The 22,040-nt window shown below is 63.6% G+C and carries 22 protein-coding genes; 16 read left to right on the forward strand and 6 right to left on the reverse strand.

Annotated elements, in window-relative coordinates; all coding sequences use genetic code 11:
• Window positions 1-20: 20 nt before the first annotated feature.
• Window positions 21-2,381: a tetratricopeptide repeat protein gene (locus tag AB7F49_RS05865; RefSeq protein WP_428520889.1), complete on the reverse strand. Its 2,361-nt coding sequence runs from the start codon at window positions 2,379-2,381 to the stop codon at window positions 21-23.
• Between the two features lie 202 nt (window positions 2,382-2,583).
• Here AB7F49_RS05865 and AB7F49_RS05870 point away from each other — a divergent pair, with 202 nt between their 5' ends.
• The 11 genes from AB7F49_RS05870 (at window position 2,584) to AB7F49_RS05920 (ending at window position 10,664) form a co-directional block, all read left to right on the forward strand.
• On the forward strand, window positions 2,584-4,452 hold the full coding sequence (locus tag AB7F49_RS05870) for a M3 family oligoendopeptidase (protein WP_428520890.1): 1,869 nt from the start codon (window positions 2,584-2,586) through the stop codon (window positions 4,450-4,452).
• Window positions 4,453-4,509: 57 nt separating this feature from the next.
• Window positions 4,510-4,767: an AbrB/MazE/SpoVT family DNA-binding domain-containing protein gene (locus AB7F49_RS05875; protein ID WP_428520891.1), complete on the forward strand. Its 258-nt coding sequence runs from the start codon at window positions 4,510-4,512 to the stop codon at window positions 4,765-4,767.
• Entirely contained in the window at window positions 4,764-5,150 is a 387-nt protein-coding gene (locus AB7F49_RS05880) for a type II toxin-antitoxin system death-on-curing family toxin (protein ID WP_428520892.1), read from the forward strand. The genes AB7F49_RS05875 and AB7F49_RS05880 overlap by 4 nt, the downstream gene beginning before the upstream one ends.
• A gap of 67 nt (window positions 5,151-5,217) precedes the next feature.
• Window positions 5,218-6,582, forward strand: a complete 1,365-nt coding sequence (locus tag AB7F49_RS05885) for an ABC1 kinase family protein (RefSeq protein ID WP_428520893.1) — start codon at window positions 5,218-5,220, stop codon at window positions 6,580-6,582.
• A 94-nt stretch (window positions 6,583-6,676) separates the two neighbouring features.
• Complete coding sequence (locus AB7F49_RS05890; RefSeq protein ID WP_428520894.1) at window positions 6,677-6,829, forward strand: aa3-type cytochrome c oxidase subunit IV; 153 nt, start codon at window positions 6,677-6,679, stop codon at window positions 6,827-6,829.
• A 27-nt stretch (window positions 6,830-6,856) separates the two neighbouring features.
• Entirely contained in the window at window positions 6,857-7,984 is a 1,128-nt protein-coding gene (locus tag AB7F49_RS05895) for a Re/Si-specific NAD(P)(+) transhydrogenase subunit alpha (protein ID WP_428520895.1), read from the forward strand.
• A 12-nt stretch (window positions 7,985-7,996) separates the two neighbouring features.
• Window positions 7,997-8,305 (forward strand): proton-translocating transhydrogenase family protein, encoded by a 309-nt coding sequence (locus AB7F49_RS05900; protein WP_428520896.1) that lies wholly within the window; start codon window positions 7,997-7,999, stop codon window positions 8,303-8,305.
• A gap of 7 nt (window positions 8,306-8,312) precedes the next feature.
• A complete protein-coding gene (locus AB7F49_RS05905; RefSeq protein ID WP_428520897.1) occupies window positions 8,313-9,707 on the forward strand; it encodes an NAD(P)(+) transhydrogenase (Re/Si-specific) subunit beta in 1,395 nt (464 codons plus the stop codon).
• A gap of 46 nt (window positions 9,708-9,753) precedes the next feature.
• Window positions 9,754-10,182, forward strand: a complete 429-nt coding sequence (locus AB7F49_RS05910; protein WP_428520898.1) for a cupin domain-containing protein — start codon at window positions 9,754-9,756, stop codon at window positions 10,180-10,182.
• A gap of 72 nt (window positions 10,183-10,254) precedes the next feature.
• Entirely contained in the window at window positions 10,255-10,458 is a 204-nt protein-coding gene (locus tag AB7F49_RS05915; RefSeq protein ID WP_428520899.1) for a type II toxin-antitoxin system HicB family antitoxin, read from the forward strand.
• Window positions 10,455-10,664 carry a type II toxin-antitoxin system HicA family toxin gene (locus tag AB7F49_RS05920; RefSeq protein WP_428520900.1) on the forward strand — a complete coding sequence of 70 codons (210 nt, stop codon included), beginning with the start codon at window positions 10,455-10,457 and terminating at the stop codon, window positions 10,662-10,664. The genes AB7F49_RS05915 and AB7F49_RS05920 overlap by 4 nt, the downstream gene beginning before the upstream one ends.
• 32 nt (window positions 10,665-10,696) lie before the next feature.
• Here the strand turns inward: AB7F49_RS05920 and hpaD are convergent, their stop codons facing one another.
• The 3 genes from hpaD to AB7F49_RS05935 all read right to left on the reverse strand — a co-directional run bounded on the left by hpaD (window position 10,697) and on the right by AB7F49_RS05935 (window position 13,851).
• The gene (gene hpaD / locus AB7F49_RS05925) at window positions 10,697-11,680 is read right to left on the reverse strand and encodes a 3,4-dihydroxyphenylacetate 2,3-dioxygenase (RefSeq protein ID WP_428520901.1); all 984 of its coding nucleotides are present in this window, start codon (window positions 11,678-11,680) and stop codon (window positions 10,697-10,699) included.
• Between the two features lie 175 nt (window positions 11,681-11,855).
• A complete protein-coding gene (hpaE, locus tag AB7F49_RS05930; RefSeq protein WP_428520966.1) occupies window positions 11,856-13,382 on the reverse strand; it encodes a 5-carboxymethyl-2-hydroxymuconate semialdehyde dehydrogenase in 1,527 nt (508 codons plus the stop codon).
• Between the two features lie 85 nt (window positions 13,383-13,467).
• The gene (locus AB7F49_RS05935) at window positions 13,468-13,851 is read right to left on the reverse strand and encodes a 5-carboxymethyl-2-hydroxymuconate Delta-isomerase (RefSeq protein ID WP_428520902.1); all 384 of its coding nucleotides are present in this window, start codon (window positions 13,849-13,851) and stop codon (window positions 13,468-13,470) included.
• A 193-nt stretch (window positions 13,852-14,044) separates the two neighbouring features.
• On the opposite strand from AB7F49_RS05935, the gene AB7F49_RS05940 reads away from it, so the two are divergent.
• The 4 genes from AB7F49_RS05940 (at window position 14,045) to AB7F49_RS05955 (ending at window position 16,932) form a co-directional block, all read left to right on the forward strand.
• A complete protein-coding gene (locus AB7F49_RS05940) occupies window positions 14,045-14,902 on the forward strand; it encodes a fumarylacetoacetate hydrolase family protein (RefSeq protein ID WP_428520967.1) in 858 nt (285 codons plus the stop codon).
• Entirely contained in the window at window positions 14,899-15,402 is a 504-nt protein-coding gene (gene hpaR / locus AB7F49_RS05945; protein WP_428520903.1) for a homoprotocatechuate degradation operon regulator HpaR, read from the forward strand. Before AB7F49_RS05940 ends, hpaR begins: the two co-directional genes overlap by 4 nt.
• A gap of 17 nt (window positions 15,403-15,419) precedes the next feature.
• Complete coding sequence (locus AB7F49_RS05950) at window positions 15,420-16,205, forward strand: SDR family NAD(P)-dependent oxidoreductase (RefSeq protein ID WP_428520904.1); 786 nt, start codon at window positions 15,420-15,422, stop codon at window positions 16,203-16,205.
• Window positions 16,206-16,314: 109 nt separating this feature from the next.
• Window positions 16,315-16,932, forward strand: coding sequence for a hypothetical protein (locus tag AB7F49_RS05955; RefSeq protein WP_428520905.1), 618 nt, complete (start codon window positions 16,315-16,317; stop codon window positions 16,930-16,932).
• An 88-nt stretch (window positions 16,933-17,020) separates the two neighbouring features.
• Here AB7F49_RS05955 and AB7F49_RS05960 read toward each other — a convergent pair whose 3' ends face one another.
• Window positions 17,021-18,337, reverse strand: coding sequence for a DUF3422 family protein (locus AB7F49_RS05960; protein WP_428520906.1), 1,317 nt, complete (start codon window positions 18,335-18,337; stop codon window positions 17,021-17,023).
• 97 nt (window positions 18,338-18,434) lie between these two features.
• A complete protein-coding gene (locus AB7F49_RS05965; protein WP_428520968.1) occupies window positions 18,435-20,375 on the reverse strand; it encodes a sigma 54-interacting transcriptional regulator in 1,941 nt (646 codons plus the stop codon).
• Between the two features lie 241 nt (window positions 20,376-20,616).
• On the opposite strand from AB7F49_RS05965, the gene AB7F49_RS05970 reads away from it, so the two are divergent.
• The gene (locus AB7F49_RS05970; RefSeq protein WP_428520907.1) at window positions 20,617-22,020 is read left to right on the forward strand and encodes a CmpA/NrtA family ABC transporter substrate-binding protein; all 1,404 of its coding nucleotides are present in this window, start codon (window positions 20,617-20,619) and stop codon (window positions 22,018-22,020) included.
• Window positions 22,021-22,040 lie beyond the last annotated feature (20 nt).

Here is a 22,040-nt window from a genome sequence, read left to right on the forward strand (position 1 = left end):
AGGCTGCGTCACAACGCCTGTTACACCTTCTGCACCCAGAAATCGTAAAGGGTCGCAAAGGCGTCGGGATTGCGGGTCTCGAAAGCGTGCCAAGCACCGAGATCCGACATCGCGCCGTCATGGGGATTTTCATCGGCATAGCGTTTGAGAACGCGCAGCGATGCGTCGAATCCGAGGAAGCGGAGCCCGTTCTCCTTCAGGAACGATGCGATATCGGGGATCGCGACCCGGTGTTCCTCGACGGCGAACAGCAGATTGCGGCATTCGCTGGTGGTGTAGAATTCGGGAAACTCAAGCACCTTGCGCAGCGGCGAATCCGCGGAATGGCGCAGCAGGTTGCGTCGGCAGGCCCGCATGCCTTCGTGGTCGGGCTGATAATTGCCGTTGCGTACGAAATCCTGCGCCAGCGCGATATTGCGCCGGCCAAGCGCGCTATACAGCCCGATCCGCATCGCGCCTCCCGGCCGCAGCAGCGACAGCAGGAGCTTCCACCCTTCCCACGGATCGGCGAGATGATGCAGGACCGAGACCGCTTCGATCACGTCGAAACTGCGCCCTAGCGAGGCCAGCGCGCCAATGTCGGCCTGGGCATAGCGGATGTTGGTCAGGCCGAAGGCGCGGGTCTGCCGTTCGGCGAAGGCGAGGCTGCCGGCGCTGAGGTCGATGGCGAGGATTTCAGCCGCGGATATCGTCTGCGAGGCGGTGATCGCGTCGAGTCCGGTACCGCAACCGGCGATCAGCACTTCGAGGTCGCCCCCCTTTTGCAGCGGCCGGAGCGGTGCATGGGGAAAGGCCTGCTGCAGGAATCGATCGATGGGTACCGGCGTTTCCAGGCGCGACGTCGTGACCCAGCGCGGGCAAGGATTTTCCTCGTATTGCTGCCGGACCGCCGCAACGTCTGCGCCGATGGGTGTCAGCGGTACAACCGCGCCACGCAGCGCCCGCTCCGCCAGCGGTTCTTCGATCTGCTGCTTCATTACGGCGGCGAGTGGCGGCGGCGCATCGAATGTCGTCAGGTGTTCCAGAAGTGGTGTCGCATGCAATGGCCGATAGGCGGCGATCATCGCGATCGCCTCGGGCGCGACCGGCCGCCCGTCGCGCAACGCAGCTTCAACGCGGTCGGTGACGATTCCGACGATCGAGGCCTCTTCCGGCGCTTCGTTGAAAATGTATTCATTGATGAAGGATTGCCTTGCGATGGCGCAGCACAGATCGACGACGCTGTCGGCAAGCGTGTCGGCCTCGCTCTGGCGTCGGACCGCGTCCAGCAGCGAAAAACGCAAGCGGATCAGCAATCGCTCGAGGTTGGTATCGATCACCGGCGTGGATGAGATCAGCGCCAGCAGCAGCCGGTTGGTCCCGACATGGTCCGCTGTTTCCGGCCGTATGAATTGATGCAGCGGAAGCGGATCCTGCTGCTCGGATTCGGCGCGCTTCAGCACGCTTGCGATCGCGGGCTGGATTTCGAGATAGGAGCGGGACAACGCATAGAGGTGCCGCGGATTGGTCCACGATTCGGTCAGGGCGCGGAGCAGCAGCGGTTCGAGCTCCGGCTCCAGCGGGATCTGCGTTCCGGTGGTGACGCATCGGATGAACAACTGGCGCGTCTCGCTGGTGTCGTCGATGTCGAATGCGCGCCGCAAGGCCTGGAGTGCGCCCTCGGTGTCATCGCGCTCGACCAGGATGGAGGCGAGGTTGTAATGCGCTTGCGCAAGGTTCGGCTGCAATTCGATGGTTTGCCGCAAACTTGCCTCGGCTTCCTCGAGCCGGCCCATTGCCTTGTAGACGAGACCGAGATTCATCTGCGCGAGCGGAAAGGACGACGAGGCCGTGGCCACGCGCTCCCACAACGCCGCCGCTTCATCGAGCAAACCCTGCTCGCGAAGCACCAGCGCGAGATTGTTCTGGGCGGCCGGATCGCTGGGCCTGAGCGCGAGCAGACGCCGGAATTGTGCGGCGGCCTCGGGCCAGCGCGCGAGGCGGGCATAGGCGTTGCCGAGCTCGAAATGCGCCTCGGCATAGCTCGATTTCAGCTCCACCGCTTTCGCGAGATGCGCGATGGCATCGGCGGCCCGGTCTGACTGCAGAAGGATCAGTCCGAGATTGTAGTGATAATCCGGGTTGCGCGGATCGATCGCGACGGCCTGACGGATCAGCGAGATCGCCTCGCCGCTGCGCCCGCTCTGATGCAGGAGCGCGCCGAGCAGGTGGAGCGCTGCGTCGTTGCGTGGTTCCGCCGCCAGCACGTCGCGATACATGCGCTCGGCGTCGGCACGGTGGCCGGACTGATGCGCGCGAAAGGCCTGCGCCAGGGTCGCGGCCATGGGGCTGAGATTGGGCCCCCCGGATTTTTGAGCAGCGCGACGTTCCTTGCGATTCATCAATGCGTTCCCTCGCACACCAGGACGAATGGCGGCAGGCTTCGGTGGAATGGCGGGCGGAAACTACGCGAGTGTGGTCGCCATTTGAAGCGCGACGACCGGTAAAAATGGGCTCCTGCGGTGTTCCGGTGTCCGGTTGCGGAAAGCGGGCCGAGTCGCGATATGATGGCAACCACTCGAAACAATGTGAAACCATCCATTCATGCCCCCCCGAGCCGCCGCGACCTCCGCCAAACCGAAGAAGTCCGCCGCAAGGCCTTCCCGCAACCCTGCGGCTGAGCCCGATCTTGGGCCGTTGCCGGAATGGAATCTGGCTGACCTCTATCATTCGATCGAGGCGCCCGAATTCAAGCGCGACCTCGACCGCGCGGAGGCCGAATGCGTCGCGTTCGAGAAGGCCTACAAGGGCCGGCTGGGCGAACTGGCCGCGGGAGCGCATGCCGGGGCAGCGCTGGCTGAACCGGTGCGACGCTACGAGTCGATCGAGGACTTGCTCGGGCGACTGCTCTCCTACGCCATGCTGGTCTATACCGGCAACACCGCCGATCCGAACATCGCCAAATTCTACGGCGACGTGCGCGAACGCATCACCGCGATTTCGCTGAACCTGCTGTTTTTCGCGCTCGAACTCAACCGCATCGACGACGCTCTGATCGAGCGGGCGATGACGGATCCCGCACTTGGGCATTACCGGCCGTGGATCGAGGATCTGCGCAAGGAAAAGCCCTATCAGCTGGAAGACCGCATCGAGCAGTTGTTTCACGAGAAGTCGGTCAGCGGCTCGGCGGCCTGGAATCGGCTGTTCGACGAAACGATTGCAGCCTCGCGCTTCAAGGTGAACGGTCAGGAGCTTGCGATCGAGCCGACACTCAGCCTGTTGCAGGACCCCGACGAAAGGAACCGCAAGGCCGCGGCGGAAGCGCTTGCTGTAACCTTCAGGGAGAATGTTCGAACATTCTCCCTGATCACCAACACGCTTGCCAAGGACAAGGATATCTCCGACCGCTGGCGCGGCTTTTCCGATGTTGCCGATGAACGCCACCTGTCAAATCGCGTCGAGCGCGAGGTGGTCGACGCACTGGTCTCCGCGGTGCAGGCGGCCTATCCGAAGCTGTCGCACCGCTATTATGCGCTGAAAGCCAAATGGTTCGGCAAGAAGCGTCTGCCGCATTGGGACCGCAATGCGCCGCTTCCGGAAGTGAAAATGCGCACCATCCCCTGGCCGGAAGCGCGCGAAACCGTGCTCTCGGCCTATGGCGCGTTCTCGCCGGTGATGGCGCGGATCGCGGAACGCTTCTTCAATGACCGCTGGATCGACGCGCCGGTGCGGCCGGGCAAGGCGCCGGGCGCCTTCGCGCATCCGACCGTGCCCTCCGCGCATCCTTATGTCCTGCTCAATTATCAGGGCAAGCCGCGCGACGTCATGACGCTCGCGCACGAGCTTGGCCATGGCGTGCATCAGGTTCTGGCGGCGCCGAACGGCCCGCTGATGGCGCCAACGCCGCTGACGCTGGCCGAGACCGCAAGCGTGTTCGGCGAGATGCTGACATTCAAGCGGCTGCTCGCCACGACCGACAATCCGGTCGAGCGCAAGGCGATGCTCGCTGCCAAGTGCGAGGACATGATCAACACGGTGGTGCGGCAGATCGCGTTCTACAGCTTCGAACGGCGGATCCATACCGAACGCAAGAGCGGCGAACTTACCGCGGACCGCATCGGCGAGATCTGGCTAGAGGTGCAGAATGAGAGTCTCGGTCCCGCGATCGAGCTGAAGCCGGGCTACGAGGTTTTCTGGAGCTATATCCCGCATTTCGTGCATTCGCCATTCTATGTCTATGCCTATGCCTTCGGCGATTGTCTCGTGAACTCGCTCTATGCGGTGTACGAGAAGGCGGATGCCGGCTTTGCCGAGCGCTATCTTTCGATGCTCGCCGCGGGCGGCACCAAGCACCATGCGGAACTGTTGAAGCCGTTCGGGCTCGACGCCCGCGACCCGCATTTCTGGCAGGGTGGGCTTGGGGTGATCGAGCGGCTGATCGGGGAGCTGGAGGCGCTGGATCGGGCCGGGTGAGGCGTTGTACGTTTTGTAAAACGGTGTTATACAGAACGTATAGCGATGGAGTGAGCCGTGAACAAGCCCGTGTCCAAGCCGGACGAGACCGAGGTTCTTCAGGTCCGCCGGATCGGCAATTCCCTTGGTCTCATATTGCCGAAGGAACTGCTCGCGCGTTTGAACCTGCAGGAAGGCGACAAGCTTCACATCGTGGAGCAGCCGGAGCGCGGCTTGAAGCTGACGCCGTTCAATCCGAAGCATGCCGAAGCGATGGAGATTGCCCGGCGTTCGTTCCGGAAATACGCTGACACCTACAGGGCTCTCGCCAAGTGACAGAGCCGGTTTGGCTCGAACGGTCCATCGTCATTGATGTCCATTCCGAGCAACTGGCCCTCTTCGGCGGGCCAGAGGGTGTTCGCGATATTGCAATGCTTGAATCAGCATTGGCGCGACCGATGAACAAATTCGCTTACGGCGAAACCGATCTTGCCGCGCTTGCGGCTTCCTATGCCTTTGGTATCGCCCGGAATCACCCGTTCGTGGACGGCAACAAGCGGGCTGCCTTCGCGTCCATCATCGTGTTTCTTGGCCTGAACGGGATCGACTTCGATGTGCCACCGGCAGCGGCCACGGCCATGATCCTCTCGCTTGCCGCAGGCGAAGTGGCGGAAGAAGGCCTGACGCGCTGGATTCGCGACAACTGGCCCGCGACGTGACGCGCAATAGTCATGGCGTCGTGCGCAGCACTGGCGCGCAGCGTCGTGAATACCTAGCTTTGCTGCAATGTCGGATTCCGAAGCCAACCGTTTCACCGCCCGCGCGCGTCGCTATGCCCGCGTCGGCACCGATGTCGGAGGTGTCGCCGCGCGGATCGCCGGCGCGCGCCTGTTCGGGCTCGATCTCGACCGCGGCAGGAATGCCGTACAACTGGCCGCAGCGCTTGGCGGGCTGAAGGGTCCGATCATGAAGGTGGCGCAACTTCTGTCCACCATCCCCGATGCGCTTCCTCCGGAATATTCCGCGGAACTCGCCAAGCTGCAGAGCGAAGCGCCGCCGATGGGCTGGGCGTTCGTCAAGCGCCGCATGATCGCCGAACTCGGACCCGGCTGGCAGTCGAAATTCGCCGAATTTGAGCACAAGCCGGCAGCCGCCGCTTCGCTTGGTCAGGTCCACATGGCGCGCGCGCATGACGGGACCTGGCTTGCGTGCAAACTGCAATATGCGGACATGCAGTCGGCGGTGGAAGCCGACCTGAAGCAGCTCAATCTTCTGTTCGCGCTGCATCGGCGGATGGAGCCGGCCATCGACACCAGCGAGATCAACAAGGAGATCGGCGCGCGCATCCGCGAGGAACTGGACTATGTGCGGGAAGCCAAGCATGCCGCGCTGTACCGGGAGATGCTGTCCGGCATCGACCTGATCCGCGTGCCGCGAGTCTGGCCCGATCTGTCGACCAACCGTTTGCTGACGCTCGACTGGCTCGAGGGCAAGCGCATGCTCGCCTTCAAGGAGGCGCCGCTCACGGACCGCAACCGGCTGGCGCAGGCGATGTTCACCGCCTGGTGGTTTCCGTTCAGCCGCTTCGGCGTGATCCATGGCGATCCGCATCTCGGCAATTACAGCGTGTTCGAGGATGACGGCGTGCCGGGTGGAATCAATCTGCTGGATTACGGCTGTATCCGGATTTTCCCGCCGCGCTTTGTCGGCGGCGTGGTCGACCTCTATCACGGTCTGCGCGACGACGACGAAGCGCTTGTGGTCCAGGCCTACGAGACCTGGGGCTTCCGCGATCTGTCGCGCGAACTGATCGACATCCTCAACATCTGGGCCAGGTTCATTTACGGCCCGTTGCTGGACGATCGCGTCCGCTCCATCGCCGACGGGGTCAAGCCCGGCGAATACGGAAGGCGCGAGGCGTTTCGCGTGCATCAGGCGCTGAAGGCAAAGGGCCCGGTCACAGTGCCGCGCGAATTCATGTTCATGGACCGGGCGGCGATCGGGCTGGGCGGGGTTTTCCTGCATCTGGGCGCCGAACTGAATTTCTATCGCCTGTTCAATGAGGCCATCGAGAATTTCTCGCTCGATCAGGTCACCGCGCGGCAGGCCGAAGCGCTCGACAAGGCAGGTTTGCCGCAGCCGGAAGGCTGACGATCGGCCGCGGCTTGCGGCGTCCGCACCGTTGCCCCGAAAGCCCAATTGCGGTAACCGGTGGGCCGAAATTCTGGCTCTCACGGGGACCGCAATGGCCGACCACAGCGAAGTCGCCTACACCACTGCCGACGGCAACGACTACAAGGAGCACGAGCAAACCTATTTGCTGTTCCTTGCGATGGTGAAATGGGGCATCATCATCGTGGTCGCGATCCTGATCCTCATGGCCTATTTTCTGGTCTGATTTCGGATTTTGAGGCCGGGGGGCCGAATGAAAATCGCGGTTGCTGCGGAGTCCGACAAGGCAGAGCCGCGCGTCGCGGGTACGCCGGAAACCGTCAAGAAGCTGATCGGGCTTGGCGCCGAAGTGGCGGTCGAGCCGGGTGCGGGGCTGAAATCCGGCGTCTCCGATGCGGATTACCAGGCCGCCGGCGCCACGGTCTCCAAGGATGCCGTCCGGGATGCCGATATCGTGCTGCGGGTGCGGCGACCGCGCGCCGACGAAATCATCGACTACAAGCAGGGCGCCATTGTCGTCGCCCTCATGGATCCATACGGCAACGACGCGGCGCTGAAGGCGCTGGCCAATGCCGGGGTGACCGGCTTCGCCATGGAATTGATGCCGCGCATCACCCGCGCGCAATCCATGGACGTGCTGTCCAGCCAGGCCAATCTCGCCGGCTACCGCGCGGTGATCGACGCCGCGGCGGAATATGGCCGGGCGCTGCCGATGATGATGACGCCGGCCGGCACCGTACCGGCGGCGAAGGCGTTCATCATGGGTGTCGGCGTCGCCGGCCTGCAGGCGATCGCGACGGCGCGCCGGCTTGGGGCGATCGTGACCGCGACCGACGTGCGGCCTGCCGTGAAGGAGCAGGTGCAGAGTCTCGGCGCGAAATTCATTGCGGTGGAGGACGAGGAATTCAAGCAGGCCGAGACCGCGGGCGGCTACGCCAAGGAAATGTCGAAGGACTATCAGGCGAAGCAGGCCGCGCTGGTTGCCGAGCACATCAAGAAGCAGGACATCGTCATCACCACCGCGCTGATCCCGGGTCGGCCGGCGCCGAAGCTCGTCTCCGCGGAGATGGTGGCGTCGATGCGCCCGGGCTCGGTCATCGTCGATCTCGCGGTCGAGCGGGGCGGAAATGTCGAGGGCGCCAAGCCGGGCGAGGTCGTGACCGTGGATGGCATCAAGATCGTCGGCCATCTCAACGTGCCGGGTCGCCTCGCGGCGTCGTCCTCGGCGCTCTATGCGAAGAACCTCCTGACCTTCCTCGAAAGCCTGATCGACAAGAAGGAAAAGAAGCTCGCGATCAACTGGGACGACGAGATCGTCAAGGGCACCCTGCTGACGCGCGACGGCAAGGTCGTCCATCCGAATTTCCAGCCGAAGGCCTGAGAGGCGCCAAGCATGGACCACGTCGATCCCTTCGTCTTCCAGTTTTCGATCTTCGTGATGGCGGTGTTCGTGGGCTATTACGTGGTCTGGTCGGTGACGCCGGCCTTGCACACGCCGCTGATGTCGGTGACCAACGCGATCTCCTCGGTGATCGTGGTCGGCGCGCTGCTCGCGGTCGGCGTGCCGATCATCGAATCGGGATCGACCTTCGCGCGCGTCGTCGGCTTCATCGCGCTGGTCTTCGCCTCCATCAATATCTTCGGCGGCTTCCTGGTCACGCAGCGCATGCTGGCGATGTACCAGAAGAAGGAAAAGAAGTGAGCGCGGCATGACCCCGAACCTCGTCGCGCTGCTTTATCTCGTCGCGGGTGTCCTTTTCATTCTCGCGTTGCGCGGGCTGTCGTCGCCCGAAACCAGCCGGCAGGGCAACCTGTTCGGGATGGCGGGCATGACGATCGCCATCCTGACCACGCTCGCCTCGCATCCGCCGGCCGGCGCCATCGCCTGGCTTCTTGTCATCCTCGGCATCGCGATCGGCGGCGGCATCGGCGCGATGATCGCGCGCAAGGTGCCGATGACGGCGATGCCGGAACTGGTCGCCGCCTTCCACTCGCTGGTCGGCATGGCGGCCGTGCTGGTGGCGGCCGGTGCGCTCTATGCGCCTGCCGCGTTCGGGATCGGCAATGTCGGTGCGATCAAGGGTGCAAGCCTGGTCGAGATGTCGCTCGGCACCGCGATCGGCGCCATCACATTCACCGGCTCGATCATCGCATTCATGAAGCTGTCGGGCCGCATGAGCGGTGCGCCGATCATGCTGCCGGCGCGACACGCGATCAATATCGGGCTCGCGGTGGCGATCGTGGTCCTCATCATCTGGCTCGCACGCACCGAAAGCTATGCGGCGTTCTGGCTGCTGGTGATCGCCTCGCTGGCATTCGGTGTGCTGATCATCATCCCGATCGGCGGCGCCGACATGCCGGTGGTGATCTCGATGCTGAATTCCTACTCGGGCTGGGCCGCCGCCGGCATCGGCTTCACGCTCGGCAATTCGGCGCTGATCATCACCGGAGCCCTCGTAGGCTCGTCCGGCGCGATCCTGTCCTACATCATGTGCAAGGGCATGAACCGGAGCTTCATCTCGGTCATCCTGGGCGGCTTCGGCGGCGAGGTCGCGGGCCCTGCCGGTGGCGGCGAGCAGAAGCCGGTGAAGCTCGGCTCTGCGGAAGACGCCGCCTACATCATGAAGAATGCCAGCAAGGTGATCATCGTGCCGGGCTACGGCATGGCGGTGGCGCAGGCGCAGCATGCCCTTCGCGAAATGGCCGACCACCTCAAGAAGGAAGGCGTCGAGGTCAAATACGCGATCCATCCGGTCGCGGGCCGCATGCCGGGCCACATGAACGTGCTGCTTGCCGAAGCCAACGTGCCCTATGACGAGGTGTTCGAGCTCGAGGACATCAACTCGGAATTCCCGCAGGCCGACGTTGTGTATGTGATCGGAGCGAATGATGTGACCAACCCGGCCGCGGAGGACGACCCGTCCTCGCCGATCTACGGCATGCCGGTGCTGCAGGTGTGGAAGGGCGGCACCGTGATGTTCAACAAGCGCTCGCTCGCCTCCGGCTATGCCGGCATCGACAATCCGCTGTTCTATCGCGACAACACCATGATGCTGCTCGGCGATGCGAAGAAGATGACGGAGAACATCGTCAAGGCGATGTGAGAGACATTGCCGCCGAAGCCGTCGGTCTTTCGTCAGGGAGGACACCATGACTGAGCACGTTGACGGCCATTCGCATCTTGTGCGCCCTGGGGCGATGGAGTGGCAGAAGACCCGTTTCGAGGGATGCGAGGCCAAGCCGCTGATGTTCGACAGGAAGACCGGGCTCGTGACCGCGCTGATGCGCATGGCGCCGGGTTCGGTTCTGCCCGATCACGAGCATGTCGGGATCGAGCAGACCTGGGTGATCGAAGGATCGCTGGTCGACAAGGATGGGCCGATGGCGGGGCTCACCGTCGGCCCCGGCGAATTCGTCTGGCGCGAGCCCGGCAGCCGGCATTCGGCCTGGTGCCCCGAGGGCGGCGTGATGCTCGCGATCTTCCAGATCCCGAACAAGTTCTACGACGAGGAAGGCCGGGTGAAGGATCTCGCCGGCAACGACTGGCAGGCGGCGTGGGGTCACTTCGTCAAGGGGTGACCCGGCATGGCAGGAACGCAACCTTGAATGCGACGAAGTGCGGCGTACATTTGCATCCGGAACGAGGCTGCCATGAAGATCAAAGTTGTTGTCCACGAAGCGGAAGAGGGCGGGTTCTGGGGCGAGGTCCCGGCCATTCCCGGCTGCGCCAGCCAGGGCGAAACGATCGAAGAGTTGCTCGCGAACCTGCATGAGGCGATTGAGGGGTGCCTCTCGGTTGATGTCGAGACGCCGGTCTCCGGCGGAAAGGAACGCATTCTGGAAATTGCGCTATGAAGTCCATGACGGGGCGCGAACTGGCGCGTCTCGTCGAGCGTCAGGGATGGACACTGCTACGAGTGGCCGGCAGTCACCACATTTATGGAAAGCCCGGCAGTGTTGTCCGCCTTTCGATTCCGATTCACGGAAACAAGCCGCTGAAAACCGGGTTGCTGCGGCATTTGCTCAAAGGCTCCGGCATTCCCGATTCCGAGTGGCAATAGAATAGCGTCCGAACCCACTCTCTAGCCCATCGCTACCTTGCCACGATCGGCTGTGCTTCCAGCACCGGCTCCTGTACCGGCACGCCGGTGAACACCGAGCCCTCCTCGAACCATGACTTCGGCGCCGGATGTCCCCACAGCGTCTGACGCTGCTCGTCGTGCAACCCCCAGCGCAGCGGCTCGAAATCCGGATCGACGGTGAGGTAATCCGAGGTGAACAGCTCGACCCGATGGCCGTCGGGGTCGCGGATATAGAGGAAGAACGCATTCGAAATGCCGTGCCGGCCCGGACCGCGCTCCATGTTGGCGAGATAGCCGCTTGAGGCCATCACGTCGCAGATATGCAGGATGTCGAGCGAACTGGCTGTCCACACCCCGATGTGATGCAGCCGCGGACCGCGTCCGTTGGTGAAGGCAATATCGTGTACGTTGCCCTTGCGGTGCATCCACACCGCCCAGAGCTGCGGATTGTCGCCGTCGGTCTCGGTATATTCGGTCAGCCGGAAACCGAGCTCGGTGTAGAAATCGTACGACGCCTGCACATCCGGCGTGAAACAATTGAGGTGGTCGATGCGCTGGATACGCGCGCCCTTGTAGGTCGCGTATTTGCGCAGCATGCAATCGGCCTGATCCATGCGGAAATAGAAATCGAGCGGCATGCCGAACAGGTCGCAGGTGCGCAACGTGCGGCCCTGATAAGGGAGTTCCGGAAACGAAGTCGGATAGCCCTTGTGTGCGAACCAGAAGGCGGCGCGGTCGAGATCTTCCTCGCTCGCGACCTTGTAGCCGAGCGCCGGGATCGAGGCCTCCTTCGCCTTGCGCAGCACGATCGAGTGATGGTTGCGCTCCTCGACGGCGCGCAGATAGATCGCGTCCGGGTCGCTGTCGGTGATCAGATAGCCGAGACAGTCGACATAGAAAGCGCGGGATGCCGCGAGGTCGCGCACGCCGAATTCGACATGGCTGGCGCGGATGATGTTGAAAGGGGGGGCGAAGTTCGGTTTGCGTATGGGCATGGATTTCTTTCTCCCTCGCGTCCCGGGCGCGACGCAGCGCGTAGCGGTGCGGCGCTGGACCGGGACCCATTCGTTCTATGCATCGTGGGTCCCGGCTCTGCAGCGCACCGCATAGCGCGTTGAAAGACGCGCGTGAACGCGCTTTTGCCGCTGCGCTGCGTCCGGGACACGAGATCTACGCTCCAATCTTCGGAATCTTGTGATTGTCGAGCGCGATCGCGATGTTCTTGGTCTCCATGTAGAAATCGAACGAATAGTCGCCGCCGTCGCGGCCAATGCCGGACGACTTCACGCCGCCGAACGGCGTCGGCAGGTGGCGGACATTCTCCGAATTCACCCAGATCATCCCGGCGTCGAGCGCCTGCGCCATGCGGTGGGCGCGGCCGACATCGCGGGTCCACAGATACCCCGCAAGGCCATAGCGCACGTCATTGGCGAGCGCGACGGCTTCCTTCTCGTCGGCAAACGGGATCATGGTGAGCACCGGGCCGAAAATTTCTTCCTGCGCGATCGACATGTCGTTGCGGGCATGGGTGTAGAGCGTCGGCTCGACGAAATTGCCTTTTTCGGCTCCCTTGCCGCCATTGGCACGACCCCCGCCGACGGCCACGATGGCGCCCGCGTCGCGCGCGGCATTGACGTAACTCAACACCTTCTCGACATGGCGCGGATGAATCAGCGGGCCGATCTCGGTCGCGGCGTCCAGCGGATGCCCGACCTTGATCTTCTTCACCCGCTCGGCGGCACGCTTTGCGAATTCCTCGTAGATGGAGGCATCGACCAGGGCGCGGCTGGATGAGGTGCAGCGCTCGCCGTTCAGCGAGTAGATCATGAACAGGCAGGCATCGAGCGCGCGGTCGATGTCGGCATCGCCGAACACGATCACCGGGTTCTTGCCGCCGAGTTCGAAATGCACGCGCTTCAGCGTGGCCGCACCCTGCCGCATGATCGCGGAGCCGGTGGCGCTCTCGCCGACAAACCCGATCGCCTTGATGTCGGGATGCTCGGTCAGCGCCTTGCCGGCTTCCTCGCCCATGCCGTGCACGACATTGAGAACGCCGGCCGGCAGCCCGGCTTCGAGGCAGATTTCCGCGAGCAGTTGCGCGGTGAGGGGGGACCATTCCGCCGGCTTGTGCACGACGGTGCAGCCCGCGGCGAGCGCCGGCGCGATCTTCCAGGTCGACAGCATGAACGGCGTGTTCCAGGGCGTGATCACGCCCACCGGGCCGATCGGCTGGCGGATGGTGTAGTTGAGATGGGTGTCGGTCGGCAGCGACAGGCCGTCATTGGCGCCGGGCGCGCGGTCGGCATAGAAGCGGAAATTCTCCGCCCCGCGCAACGCCGCCTTCGACATGTAACGGATCGGCTGACCGGTATCCATGCACTCGACGTAGGCGATCTCGTCGGCGCGCGCGACGATGGCGTCCGCGATCCTGTGCAGGATGGCGCGGCGCTTGTCGCCCGTGGTGTGTCCCCAGTTGATGCGGAACGCCTTCATCGCGGCCTTCGCCGCGCGATCGATCTCGGCAGCGCCGCCGCGCGAGACCTTGGCAATGGGTGCGTTGTCGACTGGCGAGGCGGTCTCGAACGTGTCGGCGCTGGTTTCCGGCTTGCCGTCGATCAGATGCGGCACGACGCCGTTGCGGAAACGGGCGAGGTGCGTTTCGGCGAGCGCGATGGTGTCGTCGAGGCTGGTGCTTATGGCGGCCACGTTATTCTCCGCTTGCACGGTGTGACTGCCTCCCCCAAGGAGGGAGGTGATGGAGCAAGTGGCGAAAGGTGAAGAACTACGCCGCCTTCTCTTTCTTGCGCAGCGTGTCGCGGCGGAAGGTGAGCTGGGTGATCTCGTGCATCTCCAATGCAAGCTGCATCGGATGCGTCTTCAGCGCCTGCTCCAGCGACTTCTCGGCCGCCGCCATGATCATCTCGCCGACCTTCTGGTAGGCTTCCTTCGGCCGGCCCTCGCGCATGCGCACGATGATATGCACGAACGCATTTTCCGGATTGCGGTCGGCCACGCAATAATGCTCGCGGCGCACCGCGCGGGTGCGGATGCCTTCGAGCGGCGCATGGCCGGAATCGATCATCGCCTGATGCAGCGCGTTCAGGAGGCCCTGAACGTCCATCGCATTGTCGAGATTGGATGAATATTCGACGATGATGTGCGGCATTGTGAACCTCCCGTCGCCTGTGTTCACAGGGGCCGTTGACGCGCCCCCGCGGAGACCTTTAACATGTTAATCATTATTCCGGGGCGAGCGTCAAGCCGGTTGCGGCCGTGTTGCCAGCATCCATCGTCACGGAATGGATGACGGAGCATCCGGCCCCGAAGACGGGGGCAAGGACAGGAAGGGTGTCAGGACGATGCGGTTGGTCAGCTTCAGGCATCACGGTCGCCCGGGATTTGGGGTGGTCACGGGCGACGGTGTGGTCGACATGCATCCGCGCCTGCCGCGCTATCATTCGCTGCTTGAGGTTCTGCGCGACGGCGCGCTTGATGAGGTGCGCGCGGCCTCGGCCGATGTGCGGCCGGATTTCGCACTCATGGATATCGAACTGCTGCCGCCGGTGATCGGGCCGGAGAAAATTCTCTGCATCGGCGTGAACTACGCCAACCGCAACGAGGAATACAAGGACGCTTCCGAGAAGCCGAAATATCCGAGCATGTTCTTTCGCACCCCGGGTTCGTTCGTCGGCTATGGCGCGCCGCTGATTCGTCCGCCGGAATCCGAGCAGCTCGATTACGAAGGCGAGATCGTGCTGGTCATCGGCAAGGAATGCCATCGCATCAAGGCGGATCAGGCGCAGGAGCACATCGCGGGCTATACGCTGTGCAACGAGGGCACGATCCGCGACTGGCTGCGGCACGCCAAGTTCAACGTGACGCAGGGCAAGAATTTCGACCGTTCCGGTTCGATCGGGCCGTGGATGGTGACCGCCGACGAGATCGCATACGGCAAGCCGCTGCGGATCGTCACGACGGTGAACGGCGAGGTACGACAGGACGACACCACCGCAAACCTGATCTTCGATTTCGGCTACCTTTTGTCCTACATCACGACCTTCACCACGCTGAAACCGGGCGACATGATTGTGACCGGCACGCCGACCGGCGCGGGCGCGCGCTTCGACCCGCCGAAATGGCTCAAGCCCGGCGATCAGGTGGAGGTGACGGTCGACGAGATCGGGACGCTGAGCAACGGAGTCGAGGACGGGCTATGAATTCGCGCATGCGCCCGTTCCAGCGTTCGCTGCCGATGCAGCTGATGCTGGCGCGCGAATCGGTGATGCAGCGATTCCGCCCTCACCTGAACGCGCACGGGCTTACCGAGCAGCAATGGCGGATCGTGCGCGCATTGAACGAGGTCGAGGCGATGGATATCGCGGCGCTGGCGCGCGTGTGCTGCCTGCACACCGCAAGCCTGTCGCGCACCTTGCCGAATCTCGAAGCGGCCGGGCTGATCTCGCGCCGCGCCAACAAGCAGGATCAGCGCCGCGTGATCGTGTCGCTGAGCGCGAAGGGACGAAAGCTGTTCGAGACGGTCGCGCCGCAATCGGAAGCGATCTATGCGCGGCTGGCGCAGGAGATCGGGCCCGCACGGCTCGAACGGATCTACGGATTGCTCGACGAGGTCATCGGAATCCTTGAGACGCCGCGGGCCGCGGTGAAGTCCGCCGCCGCACGATCGCGAATGCCCGTGCGGCGCGGCAAGGCGAGATAGCGCAAGGGCGACGGATCATGGGTGAATTCAGCAACAAGGTGGTGGTCGTGACCGGCGGCAGCCGCGGCATCGGGCGCGGCATTGCGGAAGCCTTCGCGCGCGAGGGTGCGCAGACCGTGATCGCAGCCACCTCGGAGCGCAACCTTGGCGCCGCCGCGGACGCGATCGCTGTCACCGGCGGTCCGAAAGCCGTCACCGCCGCGCTCGACCTGCGCAAGCTGGAGGATTGCCAGAAGCTGCATGCGCTGGTGAAGAAGGGCCTCGGCCGCTGCGACGTGCTGGTTAACAATGCGGGCGCGACCAAAGCCGGCAATTTTCTCGAACTTGGCGACGATGCCTGGCAGGACGGCTTTGCGCTGAAATTCTTCGGCTGCGTACGGCTGTCACGGCTGTTCTGGCCGATGCTCAAGGAAGCGCGGGGCTCGGTGGTCAATATCGGCGGCGGCGCGGCGCGCACCCCCGGGGCCGACTTCACCATCGGATCGTCGTGCAACGCGGCGATGGCGAATTTCTCCAAGGCGCTGTCGCGGCTCGGCATGAAGGATGGCGTCAATGTCAATATCATCCATCCTGGCCTGACCGAGACCGACCGCGTGCAGGATCTGTTCGCACAACGCGCCAGCGCCGCCGGCAAGACCATCGACGAAATTCGCGTGGAGGCCGTTGCGCGCGACGGCATTCATCGCATGGGGGAGCCCGCCGACGTGGCGGAGCTTGCGGTGTTTCTGTGCAGCGCGAAGGGCCGCCATATTCAGGGTGCTGCGATCCCGGTCGATGGCGGATCGACGCCGGGGTTTTATTGAATAACTGGCGACAGACGCGGGCAGGACGGCTGGAACGGAATAGCGCCTGACTCCGGGTGTTCTCCTCGCATGCGCGGCGCAGCGACGCCGCCGGAGCCGGGAGGGCGCCATGACCGCTTGCCTCAGACTGACATCCATTGCCGCCATCGTTGTCGCCTTGAGCATCGGCGATGCGGCATTCGCGCAGGACAAGCCGGTGCGCGTACGCGGCGAAATCGTTTCGCTCGACGGGCCGGTGATGACGGTGAAGTCGATCGATGGCAGCGACATGAAGATCAGGCTCGCCGACAAGGTCGGTGTTTCGGGCGTCGTGCCGTTCAAGATCGAGGACATCAAGCCGAACAGCTACATTGGCGTGTCGTCCATCCCGCAGCCGGACGGAACGCAACGCGCCATTCACGTCCATGTCTTCCCGGAAGCACTGCGCGGCGTCGCCGAGGGGCATTTCCCCTGGGACAACCAGCCTAAAAGCATGATGACGAATGCGACGGTGCAGGAGACCGTCTCGGGTGTGGACGGCCAGACCATCATGGTGAAATACAAGGACGGCGAAAAGAAAATCGTGGTGCCGAAGGATGCGCCGGTCGTGACCTATGTGCCGGGCAGCGTGGCGGATCTCAAGCCGGGCGCGAAGATCTTCATCGTGGCCGCGGTCCGCCAGCCGGATGGCAGCTTTTCCGCGGCGCGGGTCAATGTAGGCAAGGACGGGCTCACGCCGCCGATGTAAGTTCCTTTCCTCTTCCCCGCTCTTTCTTCCCTCTCCCCGCTGAAGCGGGAGAGGGAAACTCGCCGCTCGGACGAGCGATGTCATACGCCTACACTTCGTGCTCGTGTTCCTTTCCGATATGCCGGTTGCGGATGCGTCGCACGATCCACCAGATCGCAAGAACGACGACTGGCACGAAGACGGCGGTCGCGATGGTCGGATCGACCGGCCAGCCGGCGTCATGCGCGCCCTTCACCAGATAGCCGAACAGTCCGACCACGTAATAGCTGATGGCCGCGACCGAGAGGCCCTCGACCGTCGCCTGCAGCCGCAATTGCATGCGCGTGCGCGCATTCATCGAACGGAGCAGATCGCGATTCTGCCGCTCGACCTCGACGTCGACGCGTGTGCGCAGAAGCTGGGCGGCGCGCGCTAGCTTGCGCGACAGGTTCGCCTGCCGCTCCTCGGTTGCCGTGCAGGTGCGGATCGCGGGTGCCATGCGTCGTGCGAGAAATGACGACCAGGTCGGCAGGCCGCCGACCTTGCGTTCGCCGATGATGCGAAGCCGCGTGTGCACGATCTCGTCATAGGCGCGGCTGGCGCCGAAGCGGAACAGGCTTCCCGCGGCGCCGGCTTCGAGTTCGGCCGCGAGCGCGGTGAGTTCGTCGAGCAGGCGGTTGTTGTCGGCCAGCGACGATGTCTGTTGCAATTCGTTCGTCAGTTCGGCTAGCCGCCTTTCGATCCGGTTGATCGAGGGCGCAAGTTCCTGTGCTTTCGGCAGGCCCAGCAATGCGAGCGTGCGGTAGGTCTCCAGTTCGAGAAGCCGCTGGACAAGAGCGCCGGCGCGTTCGTCACCGAGGCCCCGGTCAAGCACGAGAATGCGCACGAAGCCATCGGGATCGGGGAGAAAATCGGTCCCATACACCGCGGTGCCGTCGGAGTTCTCTGCGACCGCTAGACTGGGCCGATTGAAGTGCCGCTCGATCGCAAGCCGGTCCGGCCGGTCGGCCATCAACTGCATGTCTATGGCGACCAGCACCGGGCCAGGCTGGGCCACCAGTGTCATCGGGGTTGCAAGCGACGACGCGGTCGGATGAAACGGAGACAATGCCGGATCGCCCGGCAATTCGAGCGTGTAGGTCGTGAATTCGGAATGCTGCTCCCAGCGCAGTCCGGTCCCACCGAACGTGATGTGAAAGTGCTTGTCGGTCGGACGCGGCGGGGCAATGCCGCGCCGCACGCACAAGGCGCTCAGCGCCCGGCGGTCCTCAACCGCCTGCTCGCCGACCGTATCGAAGGCGAAATGCAGGACGCGCGCCGGCGTTGCAAGCGCGCGGAAAGGACGCGCATGCACTTCGCCCAGGATCGCCGCCCGCAGCCGGTGGGGCTCAAGCCGCTTGTCGCCGATGATGACTTCCGCGCTCATGCGCCATTCCGGTGACATGCAGCCGCGGGATTGGCAAGCGGCCCCGTGCGTGGCGCAGTCAACTTCCGTCGTCCCCGCAAAAGCGGGGGATCCCTTCTCAGACTGTGGCTATGGGCTCCCCGCTTTCGCGGCCACGACGGCCAACGTTCTCACGTTTCACTTCTATCCCCAACGTCTTGATCCGGGAAGCCAGCGTTGTCGGCCGCACATTGAGGAGTTCGGCGGCGCCGCCGGGGCCGAACACCTTCCCACAGCAGGCATCCAGCGCCGCAATGATATTGGCGCGGTCACGCTCGCGCCTTTCGTCTTCGGTCAGAAGCGTTGCGGTCCCGTTGCGCCCGGCCGCGGTGCGCAATAACCCGCCCGACGGCAGGTCGATCCTGATGCGTCCGTTGCGCGCCAGGATGGCGGCATGCTCCATCACGTTTTGCAACTCGCGGACATTGCCCGGCCACGCATATTGCACGAGGCGGCGCATGTCGCCCTCCGTCAGGCGCGGATCAGAAATCTTCAGCTTGTGCGCGGCGGCCTTCAGAAAATGCTGTGCGAGAAGGGGGATATCATCGACCCGCTCGCGCAGCGGAACACTTTCGATCGGGAAGACATTCAGCCGGAAATACAGGTCCTCGCGGAAGCGCCTGTCGCGCACGGCTGCGCCGAGATCACGGTTTGTCGCCGCGATCACCCGCACATCGACGTTCCGCGTACGCGCTTCGCCCACACGCTCGAACTGACCCTCCTGCAGCACGCGCAGAAGCTTGCCCTGCAATTCCAGCGGGATGTCCCCGATCTCATCGAGGAACAGCGTGCCACCATCGGCGAGTTCGAAACGTCCGGGCCGGTCGCGCAATGCGCCGGCGAGGGCACCGCGTGCATGACCGAAAAACTCGCTCTCGAACATGTCGCGCGCCACTGCCGCGCAATTGACGCGGATCAGCGGCCGATGGCTGCGTTTGCTTGCGCCGTGGATGGCCCGGGCGATCAGTTCCTTGCCGGTTCCGGATTCGCCGGAGATCAGGACGCTGGCTTCGGTCGGCGCCACGAGGTCGATCTGCTGCAGCGTCTTCTGCATCGCGGCGCTGATTCCGATGATGCCGCGGTGGTTGGTCTGCAGCCGGATTTCCTCCTGCAGATATTCATTATCCTGCTCCAGCCGGGTGCGGAGTTGCTCGACCTCGGCAAGCGCGGCGCGCAGTCGCTCGTCGGCTTCCCTGCGCTGCGTAATGTCGCGGAACACGATCACCGCGCCGATCAGGGAGCCGCGGTCGCGGATCGGGGTCGATGTGTATTCCACGAAGAAGCGGCCGCCATCCTTGCGCCAGAATACTTCGCTGTCGACCTTGTGCACCGCGCCGTCGCGAAAGGCCGCATAGATCGGGCAGTGGATCGCGGGATAATGCGAGCCATCGGCATGCGTGTGGTGGACGATGGAATGCATGTCCTTGCCGACCAGTTCTTCCGCTTTCCATCCCAGCATGCGCTCCGCCGCCGGATTGACGAACGTGGTTTTTCCGTCGGCGTTGACGCCGTAGATGCCTTCGCCGGCCGCGCGCAGGATCAACTGGTTCTCGCGCTCGACATCGCGGAAGAAGCGCTCGACCCTCTGCCATTCCTCGATGCCACCTCGGATGTAGAGATCCGCCTCGGTGTCGGTCTCGCGTTTGCGCAGCGCGGCGAGGTCGCACACGATCAGCAGCAGGTCGGGCGTCGGGCCGTCCCCCAGCCGGCTGCCGGCATATTCCACAAGCAGTTCGTGGCCGGCGGCATGGCGCGGCTTCAGCCCGCGGGTGCGGAATTCGCCTTTCGCCAGCACGCCATCGGTGAAGACAATCAGTGCCGGCAATTGCCCGGGATGGAGCGCGGTAACGCGTATGTCGCGCAGCGCATCATGGTCGTAACCAAGCAGCCGGCAGGCCGCCGGATTGGCATCGATGACCCGATCCGCCGCCGGATTCAGGACCAGCATAGGTTCTGCAGCAGCCTCAAAAATGCGCTCGAAATCGACAGGGCCAGCATCGATTGCCCGATTTTGATGCAGTTCTGAAAAGGCCACCATGACTCACCCGCCGCGTGTGGGAAGAAAAATTACTAAAATTCGTAATCTACGAAAAGTCGTAAATTCCGAACCCCGGTTTTCCTCACTCATTTGCGCTGCGGCAGATTTGACAGACGCGGATCGCTCGTCTGGCACCGACTTTGCTCATCCCATCTCAACCGCCGGAAAAGCGCGCGAACGACGCGCCCGGATTTTTCGAGTTGCTCCAGACGGGAGAAGTCCGATGTCCACTTTCGACAATCCTTTCGACCCGAAGCGCACGCTGTCGTCCGGCTGCCCATGCGGTCGGCACATCAATCAGGCCGAGCACGAACGCGATGCCGCAAGGCAGTTGCAATGTGGCCCGGTCGACGCACCCATTACTGAGGCTGGCGACGAGCAGCGCTACGAAGGCGTGGTTGCCTCCGCGGTCATGCGCGCAATGTTTCCGAAGGACGCGGCCCGACGCGCATTCCTGAAGTCGGTCGGCGCCTCGACTGCACTTGCCGCGATCTCGCAATTCTTCCCGCTGTCGACCGCAACCGAGGTGTTCGGGCAGGGCGCCGCGTTGGAGAAGAAGGACCTCAAGGTCGGGTTCATCCCGATCACCTGCGCCACGCCGATCATCATGGCGAAGCCCATGGGGTTCTATGAAAAGCACGGCCTGAATGTCGACGTGATCAAGACTGCCGGCTGGGCGGTGGTCAGGGACAAGACCATCAACAAGGAATACGACGCCGCGCACATGCTGTCGCCGATGCCGATCGCCATCACCATGGGTGCCGGCTCGAACGCGATTCCCTACACCATGCCCGCGGTGGAGAACATCAACGGCCAGGCAATCACGCTTGCGATGAAGCACAAGGACAAGCGCGACCCGAAGTCGTGGAAGGGCATGAAGTTCGCCGTGCCGTTCGACTATTCGATGCACAATTACCTGCTGCGCTATTACGTCGCCGAACACGGGCTCGATCCCGATCAGGACATCCAGATCCGCAGCGTTCCGCCGCCGGAGATGGTTGCCAACCTGCGCGCCGACAACATCGACGGATTCCTTGCGCCCGATCCGGTGAACCAGCGGGCGGTGTATGACGGCGTCGGCTTTATCCATATCCTGTCGAAGAATATCTGGGATCGGCATCCCTGCTGCGCCTTCGCGGCCTCGAAGGAATTCGTTACCGGTTCGCCGAACACCTATGCGGCGCTGCTCAAGGCGATCATCGACGCGACGGCGTTTGCGACCAAGTCCGAGAACCGAAAGCAGATTGCCGAGGCGATCGCGCCCGCGAATTACCTCAATCAGCCGGTGACGGTGGTCGAGCAGGTGCTGACCGGCACATTCGCCGACGGCCTCGGTAACGTGCAGAAGGTTCCCGATCGCATCGATTTCGATCCGTTCCCGTGGGAATCCTTCGCAGTGTGGATCATGACCCAGATGAAGCGCTGGGGTCAGATCAAGGGTGACGTCGATTATGCCGGCATTTCCAAGCAGGTTTTCCTGGCGACGGACACCACCAGGCTGATGAAGGAAGTCGGGCTGACTCCGCCGACCGCCACGACGAAGTCATTCGTCGTGATGGGCAAGACTTTCGATCCTGCGAAGCCGGAGGAGTATCTCGCCAGCTTCAAGATCAAGAAGTCGGCGTAGGCATGCGGATGCTGCCGGCA

Source organism: Pseudorhodoplanes sp., assembly GCF_050250235.1.
Classification (GTDB): Bacteria; Pseudomonadota; Alphaproteobacteria; order Rhizobiales; family Xanthobacteraceae; genus Pseudorhodoplanes.

Bases quoted from the DNA above. Each gene is read 5' to 3' on its own strand.
- AB7F49_RS05950 (WP_428520904.1), top strand. From the start codon at position 15,420: ATGGGTGAATTCAGCAACAAGGTGGTGGTCGTGACCGGCGGCAGCCGC.
- AB7F49_RS05870 (WP_428520890.1), top strand. From the start codon at position 2,584: ATGCCCCCCCGAGCCGCCGCGACCTCCGCCAAACCGAAGAAGTCCGCC.
- AB7F49_RS05865 (WP_428520889.1), bottom strand. From the start codon at position 2,381: ATGAATCGCAAGGAACGTCGCGCTGCTCAAAAATCCGGGGGGCCCAAT.
- AB7F49_RS05960 (WP_428520906.1), bottom strand. From the start codon at position 18,337: ATGAGCGCGGAAGTCATCATCGGCGACAAGCGGCTTGAGCCCCACCGG.
- AB7F49_RS05885 (WP_428520893.1), top strand. From the start codon at position 5,218: ATGTCGGATTCCGAAGCCAACCGTTTCACCGCCCGCGCGCGTCGCTAT.
- AB7F49_RS05935 (WP_428520902.1), bottom strand. From the start codon at position 13,851: ATGCCGCACATCATCGTCGAATATTCATCCAATCTCGACAATGCGATG.
- AB7F49_RS05955 (WP_428520905.1), top strand. From the start codon at position 16,315: ATGACCGCTTGCCTCAGACTGACATCCATTGCCGCCATCGTTGTCGCC.
- AB7F49_RS05940 (WP_428520967.1), top strand. From the start codon at position 14,045: ATGCGGTTGGTCAGCTTCAGGCATCACGGTCGCCCGGGATTTGGGGTG.
- AB7F49_RS05915 (WP_428520899.1), top strand. From the start codon at position 10,255: ATGAAGATCAAAGTTGTTGTCCACGAAGCGGAAGAGGGCGGGTTCTGG.
- AB7F49_RS05900 (WP_428520896.1), top strand. From the start codon at position 7,997: ATGGACCACGTCGATCCCTTCGTCTTCCAGTTTTCGATCTTCGTGATG.
- AB7F49_RS05910 (WP_428520898.1), top strand. From the start codon at position 9,754: ATGACTGAGCACGTTGACGGCCATTCGCATCTTGTGCGCCCTGGGGCG.
- AB7F49_RS05890 (WP_428520894.1), top strand. From the start codon at position 6,677: ATGGCCGACCACAGCGAAGTCGCCTACACCACTGCCGACGGCAACGAC.
- hpaD (WP_428520901.1), bottom strand. From the start codon at position 11,680: ATGCCCATACGCAAACCGAACTTCGCCCCCCCTTTCAACATCATCCGC.
- AB7F49_RS05895 (WP_428520895.1), top strand. From the start codon at position 6,857: ATGAAAATCGCGGTTGCTGCGGAGTCCGACAAGGCAGAGCCGCGCGTC.
- hpaR (WP_428520903.1), top strand. From the start codon at position 14,899: ATGAATTCGCGCATGCGCCCGTTCCAGCGTTCGCTGCCGATGCAGCTG.
- AB7F49_RS05905 (WP_428520897.1), top strand. From the start codon at position 8,313: ATGACCCCGAACCTCGTCGCGCTGCTTTATCTCGTCGCGGGTGTCCTT.
- AB7F49_RS05970 (WP_428520907.1), top strand. From the start codon at position 20,617: ATGTCCACTTTCGACAATCCTTTCGACCCGAAGCGCACGCTGTCGTCC.
- AB7F49_RS05920 (WP_428520900.1), top strand. From the start codon at position 10,455: ATGAAGTCCATGACGGGGCGCGAACTGGCGCGTCTCGTCGAGCGTCAG.